We start from the raw sequence: 13,021 nt of genomic DNA, 5'->3' as shown, positions 1-13,021 counted from the left end.
GCCCGCAGTTGTCCGCCGGGGAGAGGTGCCCGCCGTGAAACCGACCGTCTGCCTGTGCATGATCGTCAGGAACGAGGCGCGGGTCGTCGAACGCTGCCTCGCCTCCGTACGCGATCTCGTGGACACCTGGGTGATCTCGGACACCGGCTCCACGGACGGCACCCAGGCCCTGGTGCGCCGGGCGCTGGACGGCATTCCCGGCGAACTCCACCAGGACCCCTGGCGCGACTTCGGGCACAACCGCACGCTGAACATCCGCCGGGCGCACGCCCGCGCCGACTATCTGCTGCTGGTCGACGCCGACCATGTGGTGCACCGCCGGGGCCCGCTGCCCGAGCTGACGGCCGACGCCTATCTGCTGCGCCACGAGGGCCCCGTCGAGCACCGGATCAAGCGGCTGGTCCGCGGGGACGTGGCCTGGCGCTACGAGGGCGTCACCCGGGAGCACCTGACGGCGGGGGTCGCCGAGGACCAGCGGCTGCTGGACGCGCTCGTCATCCACGACCACGCAGACGGCGGCTCGCGCCACGGCCGCGCAGCACGGGACGCCCGGCTGCTCGGCTCGGAGCTGGAGCGCGATCCGGCCAACACCCGTACCGTCTTCCACCTCGCCCAGGCGCTGCGCGACCTCGGGGAGCGGGAGCGGGCGGTGGCGCTGTACGAGCGCCGGGCGCGGATGGGCGGCTGGGCCGAGGAGGTCTACTGCTCGCTGCTCCAGGCCGGGATCCTGCGGGCCGACGCCGGCGACTGGCCGTCCGCCATGGACGCGCTGTCACGGGCCTGGGAGGTCCGGCCGCAGCGGCTGGAGGCGTGCTACGAGCTGGTCTGGCGGCTGCGCGGGCTCGGCCGGCACCACACGGCGCACTCCTTCGTCCGGGCGGGGCTGGACCGGGAGCCGCCGGAGGACCTGCTGGCCGTTCAGCCGTGGGTGTACCGGTGGGGGCTGCTCTTCGAGTACTCGGTGACGGCCTACCGGGTGGGCGAGGTCGACGAGGCGCTGCGGGCCTGCGACCGGCTGCTGGCCCTGCCCGACCTGCCGCGCGCCTACCGGGACCGGACGCTCGCCAACCGCGCGTGGGCGGGCCGTCGCCGGCCGGCCCCGAACGCGTCGTGGGCCTCCCCTCCGGACTGGAGGAGAGGCCCACATGTCACGAGCGGGGCCTGCGCGGGCTGCGGGGGCGTCTGACGCGTCCCCCGGGGGAGCCCGGCGCGGGGCGAGGGGTCAGGCGGCGACCGGCACCCGGGCCTGGTCCTCGACGGGCTCCTCGTCGTCGACCGGGGAGGCCGACGCCGCGTTGTAGGCGTCCAGGTCGAGGATCTTCTCGCGGGCCGAGACGATGACCGGGACCAGCGCCTGGCCGGCCACGTTGGTGGCGGTGCGCATCATGTCGAGGATCGGGTCGATGGCCATCAGCAGACCGACGCCCTCCAGCGGGAGGCCCAGCGTCGACAGGGTGAGGGTCAGCATGACCGTGGCACCGGTGAGACCGGCGGTGGCGGCCGAGCCGATCACCGAGACGAACGCGATCAGGAGGTAGTCGCCGATGCCCAGCTGCACGTCGAAGATCTGCGCGATGAAGATCGCGGCGAGCGCGGGGTAGATCGCGGCGCAGCCGTCCATCTTGGTGGTGGCGCCGAACGGGACGGAGAAGGAGGCGTACTCCTTCGGGACGCCGAGGCGCTCGGTGACCTTCTGGGTGACCGGCATGGTGCCGACCGAGGAGCGGGAGACGAAGGCCAGCTGGATGGCCGGCCAGGCGCCCTTGAAGAACTGGAGCGGGCTGACCTTGGCGACGGTGGCGAGGAGCAGCGGGTAGACGCCGAACAGCACCAGGGCGCAGCCGATGTAGACGTCGGCGGTGAAGGTGGCGTACTTGCCGATCAGGTCCCAGCCGTAGTCCGCGATGGCGTAGCCGATGAGGCCGACGGTGCCGAGCGGGGCGAGGCGGATGACCCACCACAGGGCCTTCTGGAGGAGCTCCAGGACGGACTCGCTGAGGGTGAGGATCGGCTGGGCCTTCTCCCCGAGCTGGAGGGCGGCGATGCCGGCGACGGCGGCCATGAAGACGATCTGCAGGACGTTCAGCTCGGCGAACGGCGTGATGACGTTGTCCGGGATGATGCCGGTCAGGAAGTCGAGCCAGGAGCCGGCGTGCTCGGGGAGCTTGCCGTCCTTCGGGGTGAGGCCGGTGCCGGAGCCCGGGTTGGTGATCAGGCCGATCGCGAGGCCGATGGCGACCGCGATCAGTGAGGTGATCATGAACCAGAGCAGGGTGCGGGTGGCCAGCCGGGCGGCGTTGTTGACCTTGCGCAGGTTGGTGATCGACACCAGGATCGCGAAGAAGACGAGGGGCGCGACGGCCAGCTTCAGCAGCTGGACGAAGATGTGGCCGACCTTGTCGAGCGTGGTGTAGAGCCAGGAGATGTCCTGGCTGCGGGCGAGCCAGCCGAGCAGGACGCCGAGGACGAGACCGGCGACGATCTGGGCCCAGAACGGGACCTTGGGTATACGGAAGCCGGAGCCGGTGGACTCACCGGCGGGGGCGGACGCGGGGTTCGCGGACACGGACACACTCCAGAGGTGACGCATGGGGACGCACGGGGACGGTGCGGAGGGGAACGGGTGCGGCGCCCGCGCCCCGGGAATGACGGCCGGGGCGGCGCCGCTGCATGGTGCCGGTTCAGACGTTGCGGCAACAGACCGCGGACATACAGCGGCAGAGATCGACATGCAGGCGCTCCACGAGCGGGGTGCCCGTGGCAGATCGGAGGCGCACAGCTGTCTTCATGGCGCACACGTTAACACTTGAACTTTGAGACCCTCAAAGCTCTTCTTTGGTCCTGGGAAGCGCTCTCTGGGCCCGGAGACCGTCCTTCCGGCCCCGGACACGCGAAAACCCCAGTACAGGAGCGGTCGCTCCGGTGCTGGGGTTTGACAAAGAAAGAAGGGTGACTGTGAGGAAGCTTACAAAGTCTTTACTCTGGTCTCGCCCGGAGCCGACCGAACGGCCCTAGACCCTCCTGGCCGCGTAGTAGGCGTGCAGTGCGGCCTCGGCGCCGGACTTCAGGGCGGTCACCAGTGCCGCCGCGAAGCGCGCCTGCGCTTCATTCGATGCGCGGTCAAGGGCGGTGCCGGTCACTGGCTCCGAGGTAGGCGGCGAAGTCACGCAGGCTCATGCGAAGGGCTTCGCGCAGCGGCCGTGCCTCGCGGCCGGACCATCTCTGCACAGTCACCACCGTCGTACCCCTCGTCCGTCACCTGGTGAAACGCCGAAACGCCAGCCAAAAAGGCGCCCTCCGCCCGTTCTCTCCGGTTACCCATCCAAGGAGCACACGGCATGACCGACATCGTCAGGCGCAACGCCCGCGCCATCCTTCTCGACGGCGACGAACTGGTCCTCATCAAGCGCACCAAGCCCGGCAGGGAGCCGTACTGGGTCTCGGTCGGCGGAGGTGTCGAGGAAGAGGACGCGACCATCAAGGCGGCTCTGCATCGGGAGGTGTTCGAGGAACTGGGCGGCAAGCTGGAGCGTGCCGAGCTCGTGCACCTCATCACCGACCAGTTGGAGGGAGGCGTCGGAGTCCAGCACATCTTCGCGGCGCGCCTGGAGTCGATGGACCTGGCCGCGCGGACGGGCACCGAGTTCGAGAAGCCGGAGCGGGGCGGGTACGAGGTGGTCCGGGTGCCCTTCACCGCCCAGGCCGTCCGTGAGCTGAACCTGATGCCGCCGGAGTTGGCCGAGTTCATCGCCACGAACACCGCCGCGATCGCCTCCGTCCTCGACACACCGATCCGCGAGGCGTGAGCGATGGAGCAGTTACCGGACTTCGTCAGCCTCAACGGCACGGCCCTGACAACGTCGGCAAACCGGCTCACCTCGATCGGCTGGCCGCGCGCCGGCACGCCTTCCAACCGTTGGGGGCCGTCCACGAGCACGATCCCGAGCTGTGGGCGCGGGTAGTGACCGGCGACTGCGCCCGGTGGTGGTTCGAGAGGTCCACGACGGTCGAGCTGACGGAGATGCTGCTCGTCGGTCACGCCAAGCGGGCCGCCGCACGCGAGCCCGGTCGTACGGGGCGGCTGGACCGTGGCCTGCCCATGCTCCCGCAGCCGCGAAAACGCCATGGCCGTTCGCCGAGCTCCGGCGTCTGCCTGCTCGTCCACGCCCCAGGACGGCACGGACGCCCGATGCGCCTTCTCCCGGGCCGCGGGAAGCGGGTGGTTGCACGGCGGGGAGGGACGCCTCCTCCGGGATTCCGTCCCAGGACCAATAGCGCACAGGCGACGGGACGGTTTCCCCTACGAGGTCACGCCGTCCTCGCGGGTGCGGTTGGCCTCCAGGCGGGCCTTGGCGCGGTCGACCGAGGACACGATCTGCTCGGACATCTCGTCGCGCTGCTTGCGCAGCAGGACGTAGCTGAGGGGCGCGGAGAGCACCAGGGCGAGCAGGATGACCCAGACGAAGTTGGACCCCCCTGCACCCGACGGGATCACTCCGAAGTTGACGGCGACGGCCGCGACGACGAAGCAGCCGACGAAGATGCTGAGACGCATCGCGGTGTACCGGATCGTTGCGCTCGGCTTGGCAGCGGACACAGCTGGCCTTCTCTCTACGTACGACAGTCCTGCCCGACCAGTGAAGCATGCCCCGCAATCGAACGGTTCGGAGCCCCCGGGCCCGGCCCGTGAACGCCGTCAGTCGAGCGGGAGCAGCATGATGACGTCGTCGCGGTCGTCGCCCTCGGCCACCCGGATCGCGGCCGGCACCCGGCCGACCTCCTTGTAGCCGCAGGAGGCGTAGAAGCGGTCGGCGCCGGTCCCGCCCCGGCAGGTGAGCCGGATCGCCTCGATGCCGTCGATGGTGCGCGCGGCGTCCGCCGCCGCGGCCATCAGCGCCCGCCCCTGGCCCCGGCCCTGGTGGCGGGGGTGGACCATCACCGTGTAGAGCCAGAGCCAGTGCCGCATCAGCCGGTGGGTGTTCAGCGTGAGGAAGGCGGTGGCGGCGATCGCGCCGTCCTCGTCGCGGCCGACCAGCAGCCGGGTCCGCCCCTCGGCCATGGCGACCAGATGCTTGACCAGCTCGGGCCGGACGTCCTCGGCCGACACCGGAGGGACGAAGCCCACCGCGCCGCCCGCGTTGGAGACATCGGCCCAGAGCGCGGCTATGCCGTCCCGCACCGGCCGGTCGAGGGCGGGATCCAGTTCAAAGGTAAGAGCCATGGACGAAGATTAACCCTTACATACGCGGGAGGCGAAAAAGCTCCGGCCGCACGGGGCGGCCGGAGCTCGGTGCGACGACCCGCCGGTCGTCAGACCCGCCGGTCGTCAGACCCGCATCGGCTGCGGCGACTCGCGCCGCTCCGCGTCCGGGCCCGGGTACTCGCGGATGATCTCGTACCGGGTGTTGCGCTCCACCGGCCGGAAGCCCGCGTCCCGGATGAGGTCCAGCAGGTCCTCGCGGCCCAGCTTGTTCGGGGTGCCGTAGTTGTCCGCGTCGTGCGTGATCTTGTACTCGACGACCGAACCGTCCATGTCGTCCGCGCCGTGCTGGAGCGCGAGCTGGGCGGTCTGCACGCCGTGCATCACCCAGAAGACCTTGACGTGCGGGACGTTGTCGAACAGCAGCCGGGAGACCGCGAAGGTCTTCAGCGCCTCGGCCCCGGTCGCCATCGTGGTGCGCGCCTGGAGCTTGTTGCGGATCTTGCCGTCCTTCATGTCCACGAAGTCGTGCTGGTAGCGCAGCGGGATGAAGACCTGGAAACCGCCGGTCTCGTCCTGGAGCTCGCGCAGCCGCAGCACGTGGTCCACCCGGTGCCGGGGCTCCTCGATGTGCCCGTACAGCATCGTCGCCGGGGTCTTGAGCCCCTTCTCGTGGGCGAGCCGGTGGATCCGCGACCAGTCCTCCCAGTGGGTGCGGTGGTCCACGATGTGCTGGCGGACCTCCCAGTCGAAGATCTCGGCGCCGCCGCCGGTCAGCGACTCCAGACCGGCCTCGATCAGCTCGTCGAGGATGTCGGAGGCGGACATGCCGGAGATCGTCTCGAAGTGGTGGATCTCGGTCGCCGTGAACGCCTTCAGGGAGACCTGCGGCAGCGCCTCCTTGAGCGCGCTCAGCGACCGCGGGTAGTACCGCCACGGCAGGGAGGGGTGCAGCCCGTTGACGATGTGCAGCTCGGTGAGGTTCTCGCCCTCCATCGCCTTGGCGAGCTTCACCGCCTCCTCGATGCGCATGGTGTACGCGTCCTTCTCCCCCGGCTTGCGCTGGAAGGAGCAGTACGCGCAGGACGCGGTGCACACGTTGGTCATGTTGAGGTGCCGGTTGACGTTGAAGTGGACCACGTCACCGTTCTTGCGCGTGCGCACCTCGTGCGCCAGTCCGCCGAGCCAGGCCAGATCGTCGGACTCGTACAGCGCGATCCCGTCCTCGCGGGACAACCGCTCTCCGCCTCGGACCTTCTGCTCCAGTTCGCGCTTGAGTCCCGCGTCCACCAGGGCACCTCCATCGTTCTCTCGGTACGGACTCAGCTCACCGTACGCCTACGCCTCTTCGGGAAGGTCCCCGACCCGGTTCTCCCACTTGGTGGAGAGCACGATCGTGGTACGGGTCCGCGACACGCCCTTGGTGCCGCTGAGCCGGCGGATGGTGCGCTCCAGCCCGTCCACGTCACCGACCCGGACCTTGAGCATGTACGAGTCGTCGCCCGCGATGAACCAGGCGTCCTCGATCTCCGCGAGGTCCTTCAGCCGCCGCGCCACGTCCTCGTGGTCGGCCGCGTCCGAGAGGGAGATGCCGATCAGGGCCGTGACCCCGAGGCCCAGCGAGGCCGCGTCGACGGTCGCGCGGTAGCCGGTGATGACACCGGCCGACTCCAGCCGGTTGATGCGGTCGGTGACACTGGGCCCGGAGAGCCCCACGAGCCGCCCCAGCTCGGCGTACGAGGCCCTGCCGTTCTCCCTGAGGGCCTGAATGAGCTGCCTGTCCACCGCGTCCATATGACTGAAGCCTTCCATTGTTCAGCAGTATCGCGAGTCTACATTTTGAATCTAAGGCATACAGGTATTTCAGCCTGCAATTCAGAAGCGATTCAGGGGCCGCCCGGGATCAGCCGGCGGCTCCGCCGAGCTTCCCGTCCCAGCGGCGGTACAGATCGTGCCCCACACCGGCCGCGTCCAGCACCCGCCCCGCGACGAAGTCCACCAGGTCCTGGATGTGCGTCGCGCCCGCGTAGAACGCCGGGGAGGCGGGGAGCACCACGGCGCCCGCCTCGTCGAGGGCCACCAGCTGCTTCAGCGTCGCGCCGTTCAGCGGCGTCTCGCGGACCGCGACGACCAGCGTCCTGCGCTCCTTGAGGGTCACGCTCGCGGCGCGCTGCAACAGGTCCTTGGAGAGCCCCAGCGCCACCCCGGCCACACAGGCCGTGGACGCCGGGACGATCAGCATGCCCTTGGCGGGGTACGAACCGGAGGACGGGCCCGCGGCCAGATCACCGGCCGGCCAGTGACGTACGCCGGACACGTCCACGTCGAAGGTGTGCGGCTTGCCGTCCGCCCCCCGCGCCAGCCAGGCGGCGAGATCGTCCCGCCAGTGCGCGTCGCGGAAGGCGATCCCGGTCTCGTCCAGCAGCGTCAGCCGCGAGGCCCGGCTGACCACCAGGTCCACGCTCTCCCCCGCGGCCAGCAGACCGCGCAGCACCGCGGCGGCGAAGGGGGTGCCCGACGCGCCCGACACCCCGACGATCCAAGGCGCGCGCCGCCGCTCACTCACCGAACTCCCGGAATCCACGCCCCCGAGCCTATCCGGCACCCCGGACGGGCGGCGCGCCAGGAGTGCGGGGCGGCGCCCCGCTCAGACGGCGAGTCCGCGCACCAGCAGGTCGAGCAGCGCGCAGGCGAACAGGGCGATCCCGATGAAGCCGTTGACCTGGAAGAACGCCCGGTTCAGCCGGGACAGGTCGTGCGGGCGGACCACCCGGTGCTCGTACACGAAGGCCACCGAGACGATCGCCATGCCGATCCAGTAGAAGAGACCGGCGTCCGTGGCCAGGCCGAACCAGACCAGCAGGCCCGTCGTCACGGCGTGGCTGACCCGGGCGCCCCACAGCGCCGCGGGGACCCCGAAGCGGGCCGGGACCGAGAGCACCCCGTGGGCGCGGTCGGCCTGTACGTCCTGGCAGGCGAAGATCAGGTCGAAGCCGCCGATCCACACGCCGACGGCCAGTCCCAGGATCACCGCGTCCCACGACCAGCTGCCGGTCACGGCCAGCCAGGCGCCGACCGGCCCGATGGCCTGGGCCAGGCCCAGGATCGCGTGCGGGTAGTGCGTGAACCGCTTGCCGTACGGATAGACCACCATCGGGACCACCGCGACGGGGGCCAGGGCCAGGCAGAGCGGGTTGAGCAGGGCGGCGGCGCCCAGGAAGACCACCACGGCGACGAGCGCCCCGGTCCAGGCGGAGCGGACCGAGACCGCGCCGGTGACCAGCTCGCGCCCGGCCGTCCGCGGATTGCGGGCGTCGATCTCGCGGTCGATGATCCGGTTCGCGGCCATCGCGAAGGTGCGCAGCCCGACCATCGCGACGGTGACGAGCAGCAGCGTGCCCCAGTGGATCGTCCCGTCCTCCTGGAACATCGCGGTCAGGGCGGCGATGTAGGCGAAGGGCAGCGCGAAGACGGAGTGCTCGATCATCACGAGCCGCAGGAACGCCTTGACCTTGCCGGTCGGTCGGGCGGGCCCGGAGCCCAGGGTCGCTTCGGCGGCGCTCACAGTCCGTATTCCTTCCAGCGGCGGTCGACCATCGCCGCCGTCTCCGGGTCGGACTCGACCATGTCCGGCCAGCCCCCGTCCCGGGTGTAGCCCTCCTCGGGCCACTTCCTCGTCGCGTCGATGCCCGCCTTGCCGCCCCAGAACTGCTGGTAGGAGGCGTGGTCGAGATGGTCGACCGGCCCCTCGGAGACGGTGAGGTCGCGGGCGTAGTCGGTGTTGCCGAGCGCGCGCCAGGAGACCTCGTGCAGATCGTGGACGTCGCAGTCGGCGTCCACGACCACGATCAGCTTGGTCAGCGACATCATGTGCGCGCCCCAGATGGCGCTCATCACCTTCTGGGCGTGCTTCGGGTACTTCTTGTCGATCGAGACGATCGCGCAGTTGTGGAAGCCGCCGGACTCGGGCAGGTGGTAGTCCACGATGTCCGGGACGATGATCTTGAGGAGCGGCAGGAAGAAGCGCTCGGTGGCCCGGCCCAGCGGACCGTCCTCGGTCGGGGGCCGGCCGACGACGATGGACTGGAGCAGCGGGCGCTTGCGCATGGTCACGCAGTCGATGGTCAGCGCGGGGAACGGTTCCTGCGGGGTGTAGAACCCGGTGTGGTCGCCGAAGGGGCCCTCGGGGAGCATCCTCCCGGGCTCCAGCCAGCCCTCGATGACGACCTCGGCCTGCGCCGGGACCTGGAGCGGCACGGTCTTGCAGTCGACCATCTCGATCCGCTTGCCCTGGATGAACCCGGCGAAGAGGTACTCGTCGATGTCCGCGGGCAGCGGGGCGGTGGAGGCGTACGTGACGGCGGGCGGGGCGCCGAAGGCGATGGCGACGGGCAGCCGCTCCCCGCGCCGGGCCGCGACCTGGTAGTGGTTGCGGCTGTCCTTGTGGATCTGCCAGTGCATCCCGATCGTGCGGCGGTCGTGGCGCTGGAGCCGGTAGAGGCCGAGGTTGCGGACGCCGGTCTCGGGGTGCTTGGTGTGGGTGAGCCCCAGGTTGAAGAAGGAGCCGCCGTCCTTGGGCCAGGTGAAGAGCGCCGGCAGCCGGTCCAGGTCCACGTCGTCGCCGGTGAGGACGACCTCCTGGACGGGGGCGTTCTCGGACTTCACCTTCTTCGGCGGTACGTGCACCATCGAGCCGAGCTTGCCGAAGGCCTCCCGGACCCCGATGAAGCCGTGCGGCAGCTCGGGCTTGAGCAGCCCGCCGATCTTCTCGCCGATCTCGGCGTAGGAGGTCAGCCCGAGCGCCTTGAGCAGGCGCTTGTCGGTGCCGAAGACGTTCATGGCCAGGGGCATCGAGGAGCCCTTGACGTTCTCGAAGAGCAGCGCGGGCCCGCCGGCCTTGTTCACCCGGTCGACGATCTCGCCGACCTCCAGGTACGGGTCGACCTCGGCCTTGATGCGCTTGAGCTCGCCCTCGCGCTCCAGAGCCCGGAGGAGGGATCGAAGATCGTCGTAAGCCATGCCGTCCAGTCTGACATCCCCCCGGCCGCGGGCCTGCGGGGCTCCCCCGCGTCGGCCGGACGGCCCCCGGGCACGGGCGGCTCTCCCGTGCCCGGCCGGCGCACCCCGGACCGGAGGATTCCGGTCCGGGGCGTGGTGACCGCCGCGGCGAGGGCCGGACGTCAGCAGGCGCCGAGGTCGGCCCAGACGCCCCAGTCGCCGCCGGTGCCGGGCTCGTCGCCCTGGGTCCACCACTTGGCGCGGTAGTTGTGACCGTTGCGGGAGACGGTGTCGCCCCCGTTGTAGACCGAGCCGGCCTGCCAGGCGGCGGCGGTGCAGTCGCCGGGGGTGCCCGGGTCGGGGTCGGGGTCGGGGTTGCCGCCGGTGCCGCCGATGTTCACGTCGATGCAGGCGTAGAAGGCGTTCGCCGTGTCGGCGACGTTCCACACGGCGAGGACCTTCTGCTTGCCCGTGATGGACCCGAAGTTCACGTTGTGGGTCACGGTGGCGCCGGGCTGGCGGCCGCCGTCGTTGAACTCCGCGACCTTGGTGCCGCCGACGTAGTACTGCCAGGTGCTGGTGGCGTGCCGGGCGGTCAGGGTCCAGGAGAAGTTGGTCGAGCTGCCGACCGGGGTGACCTTCCAGCCCTTGCTGTCATTGTCGAGGTCCGCGAACTGGGAGTTGCCGCCGCTGCAGCTTCTCAGGCCCTTGGGACCCTCGACGCTCTGCGGCTCGTACTTGATCTGACCGCAGGAGACGGTGCCCGCGGCACACTGCGCCTGGCGGCTCGGGGGAGAGGAGATGTAGCCATGAGCACTGGCGTTGGCCGTCGGGAGCGCCACCGCGAGGAGGGGAGCGATGCCCACGCCGATCGCCATGGCCATTGTGCGCTTGCTGTTCATGCCACTTCCTTCTTCGCTGAAGGGGCTGCCGCGGGGAGACGGCAGCATCAGGAGCGCCCGCACCCGCGACTCCGACGCGACCGGCTGGGTGCCGGGCGCGACGTGCACACGGATGCGGCCGGTGGCGAGGGGGGCGCCGCCCCGCTGATCCCTTCGCGCGCCACGGATGCGTGAGGACAGCCGTGACTCACCTCGGAACCCACTGGGTCCCAGGTCTAGACCATACTCATGGTCAGGGACTCGTCAAGAGATGACGCAGCTCGGAAGCATGTTCGGCCGAAATGTGTGACGTACCGTCACCTGTACCGGCCGGCAACGCCGTTGCGGGTGGACGCCCGCTCCCCGTACCCCCCGCGCGCACCCGGCACCGCGTCCGCGCCGAGCGTGGGGACCCGGTCGTCGCCGAGGACCAGATCGGGGTCGAACATGACGACGGTCGCGGCGACGACGAGCATGACGACGGGTCCGGAGACCATGGTGAGCAGGAAGGCGATCCGGTCGACCGAGGACTGCACGTACCCGCCGGCCGAGGCGTCGACGTGGACGCTCACGGCGGCCATGCCGGTGTAGTGCATGCCGGTGACGGCGACGCCCATGACGAGGCTGGCCCCGAGGCTGGACCACAGCCCGCGGACGGTGACCGCCGCCCACAGCGCCGCGGTCGCGGCGACCACGGCGATCAGCACCGAGAGGGCCACGGTCGGCGCCGCGTAGTCGATGCTGCCGTGCACGGTCATCGCGGCCATCCCGATGTAGTGCATGGCCGCCACCCCGAGCCCCGTGAACACCCCGGCCGCCGTCAGCACCTTCGGCCGCGAGCCCAGATGGCCGACGAGGAAGACGCCCACGGCGGTGACGGCGATGGCGACGAGGAGGCTCAGCACGGTCAGCCGGGTGTCGTACGCGATGTCCGAGCCCTCGGCGCGGAATCCCATCATCGCGATGAAGTGCATCGTCCAGATGCCGCAGCCCAGCGAGACGGCGGCCAGCGACAGCCAGCCGTTCTTCCGGCCCCGGTCGCCCCGGCGCAGCGAACGCACCGTGCAGCGCAGTCCGAGCGCGGACCCCAGGCAGGCCATCAGATAGGCGGCGACGGGCGTCACCGCGCCGTAGTGGAACTCGGTCACCGTGGCAGCCACGACGCGATCCCCTTCTCGTGGTTCCGTCGGGCTGTGGCACCGGGAACGGCTGGTCGAAGCGGTCGCGGACGGCGCACCGCGCCGCTCAATCAATCACATGGGGCTCGATATCCTGAACTTCGGATCTTATGGTGATTATCACTGCGGGGACGGCTATGCGGCTTTTCACAAAGAAAGCGGTGGCCGCGTCACCCGTTACTCTGGGCGCGTCACCGGGTCGGGGCGACGCCCCGCCGACTCTCCGCGGGGGGACCTTTCCACCATGCTCCGGGCTCTGATGTATCTCCTGCCGCTCGCCCTGACGATCTACGCGTTCATCGACTGCCTGAACACCCCTGAGGACGAGGCCAAGCATCTTCCCAAGATCGCCTGGGTCTTCATCATCCTGCTGTTCTGGATCGTCGGCCCGATCGTGTGGCTCGCCGCGGGCAAGATGCGCGAGGTGCCGGCCGGCGGCCGCACCCCGTCCGAATGGCACCGCAACCACCGCCAGCGGTGGGTGGCGCCGGACGACAACCCCGAGTTCCTGAAGTCCCTCAAGGAGGAGAACGCGAAGGACGAGGAGGTCCTCAAGGACTGGGAGGCCGATCTGCGCCGCCGCGAGGACGAACTGCGCCGGCGCGAGGGCGGCACCGGCCCCGGGGAGCCCGCGCCCGGCACCTGAGCCCGCCGCCCCGCCCCGTAGCCGATCGTTCGAAAATCTTGACCGCCCTCCAACACCCGCCCGATATCCTGGTGTTGACGGTGTGACAGATCGTCGTGCCGAACGGTGCTGGGGGTTC

14 protein-coding genes are annotated in these 13,021 nt (G+C 70.3%); 3 read left to right on the top strand and 11 right to left on the bottom strand.

Translation table 11 applies throughout. From position 1 onward, the window contains the following. The first annotated feature begins 34 nt into the window (after nucleotides 1-34). Nucleotides 35-1,186 carry a glycosyltransferase gene (locus tag ACWCXC_RS19580; RefSeq protein ID WP_450890054.1) on the top strand — a complete coding sequence of 384 codons (1,152 nt, stop codon included), beginning with the start codon at nucleotides 35-37 and terminating at the stop codon, nucleotides 1,184-1,186. 36 nt (nucleotides 1,187-1,222) lie between these two features. Here ACWCXC_RS19580 and ACWCXC_RS19575 read toward each other — a convergent pair whose 3' ends face one another. Both ACWCXC_RS19575 and ACWCXC_RS19570 read right to left on the bottom strand, forming a co-directional pair. Next, nucleotides 1,223-2,566: a dicarboxylate/amino acid:cation symporter gene (locus ACWCXC_RS19575; protein ID WP_450682608.1), complete on the bottom strand. Its 1,344-nt coding sequence runs from the start codon at nucleotides 2,564-2,566 to the stop codon at nucleotides 1,223-1,225. A gap of 445 nt (nucleotides 2,567-3,011) precedes the next feature. Beyond that, nucleotides 3,012-3,140: a hypothetical protein gene (locus ACWCXC_RS19570; protein WP_450890053.1), complete on the bottom strand. Its 129-nt coding sequence runs from the start codon at nucleotides 3,138-3,140 to the stop codon at nucleotides 3,012-3,014. A 198-nt stretch (nucleotides 3,141-3,338) separates the two neighbouring features. On the opposite strand from ACWCXC_RS19570, the gene ACWCXC_RS19565 reads away from it, so the two are divergent. Next, complete coding sequence (locus ACWCXC_RS19565) at nucleotides 3,339-3,806, top strand: NUDIX hydrolase (RefSeq protein WP_450890052.1); 468 nt, start codon at nucleotides 3,339-3,341, stop codon at nucleotides 3,804-3,806. Nucleotides 3,807-4,300: 494 nt separating this feature from the next. Here ACWCXC_RS19565 and ACWCXC_RS19560 read toward each other — a convergent pair whose 3' ends face one another. From ACWCXC_RS19560 to ACWCXC_RS19520, 9 genes are all read right to left on the bottom strand, one after another. After that, a complete protein-coding gene (locus tag ACWCXC_RS19560; RefSeq protein WP_450890051.1) occupies nucleotides 4,301-4,555 on the bottom strand; it encodes a DUF4229 domain-containing protein in 255 nt (84 codons plus the stop codon). A 141-nt stretch (nucleotides 4,556-4,696) separates the two neighbouring features. Further along, nucleotides 4,697-5,221: an N-acetyltransferase family protein gene (locus ACWCXC_RS19555; RefSeq protein WP_450682606.1), complete on the bottom strand. Its 525-nt coding sequence runs from the start codon at nucleotides 5,219-5,221 to the stop codon at nucleotides 4,697-4,699. 105 nt (nucleotides 5,222-5,326) lie between these two features. Next, the gene (gene mqnE, locus ACWCXC_RS19550; protein ID WP_383650530.1) at nucleotides 5,327-6,490 is read right to left on the bottom strand and encodes an aminofutalosine synthase MqnE; all 1,164 of its coding nucleotides are present in this window, start codon (nucleotides 6,488-6,490) and stop codon (nucleotides 5,327-5,329) included. A 48-nt stretch (nucleotides 6,491-6,538) separates the two neighbouring features. Then, nucleotides 6,539-6,994 (bottom strand): Lrp/AsnC family transcriptional regulator, encoded by a 456-nt coding sequence (locus tag ACWCXC_RS19545; protein ID WP_383650798.1) that lies wholly within the window; start codon nucleotides 6,992-6,994, stop codon nucleotides 6,539-6,541. Nucleotides 6,995-7,103: 109 nt separating this feature from the next. Continuing rightward, nucleotides 7,104-7,784, bottom strand: a complete 681-nt coding sequence (locus ACWCXC_RS19540; protein WP_450890050.1) for a UbiX family flavin prenyltransferase — start codon at nucleotides 7,782-7,784, stop codon at nucleotides 7,104-7,106. A 63-nt stretch (nucleotides 7,785-7,847) separates the two neighbouring features. Then, a complete protein-coding gene (gene mqnP / locus ACWCXC_RS19535) occupies nucleotides 7,848-8,765 on the bottom strand; it encodes a menaquinone biosynthesis prenyltransferase MqnP (RefSeq protein WP_450682605.1) in 918 nt (305 codons plus the stop codon). Continuing rightward, a complete protein-coding gene (locus ACWCXC_RS19530) occupies nucleotides 8,762-10,219 on the bottom strand; it encodes a menaquinone biosynthesis decarboxylase (protein ID WP_450682604.1) in 1,458 nt (485 codons plus the stop codon). The genes mqnP and ACWCXC_RS19530 overlap by 4 nt, the downstream gene beginning before the upstream one ends. A 161-nt stretch (nucleotides 10,220-10,380) precedes the next feature. Continuing rightward, entirely contained in the window at nucleotides 10,381-11,100 is a 720-nt protein-coding gene (locus ACWCXC_RS19525; protein ID WP_450890049.1) for a lytic polysaccharide monooxygenase, read from the bottom strand. Between the two features lie 296 nt (nucleotides 11,101-11,396). Next, a complete protein-coding gene (locus ACWCXC_RS19520; RefSeq protein WP_450890048.1) occupies nucleotides 11,397-12,239 on the bottom strand; it encodes an MHYT domain-containing protein in 843 nt (280 codons plus the stop codon). 262 nt (nucleotides 12,240-12,501) lie between these two features. On the opposite strand from ACWCXC_RS19520, the gene ACWCXC_RS19515 reads away from it, so the two are divergent. Further along, nucleotides 12,502-12,903 carry a PLD nuclease N-terminal domain-containing protein gene (locus tag ACWCXC_RS19515; protein ID WP_450682601.1) on the top strand — a complete coding sequence of 134 codons (402 nt, stop codon included), beginning with the start codon at nucleotides 12,502-12,504 and terminating at the stop codon, nucleotides 12,901-12,903. Nucleotides 12,904-13,021: the final 118 nt, after the last annotated feature.

It is taken from the genome of Streptomyces sp. NPDC001515 (assembly GCF_053597115.1).
Note: the sequence above shows the minus strand (reverse complement) of the source record. Positions and strands in the feature narration are given on the sequence as shown.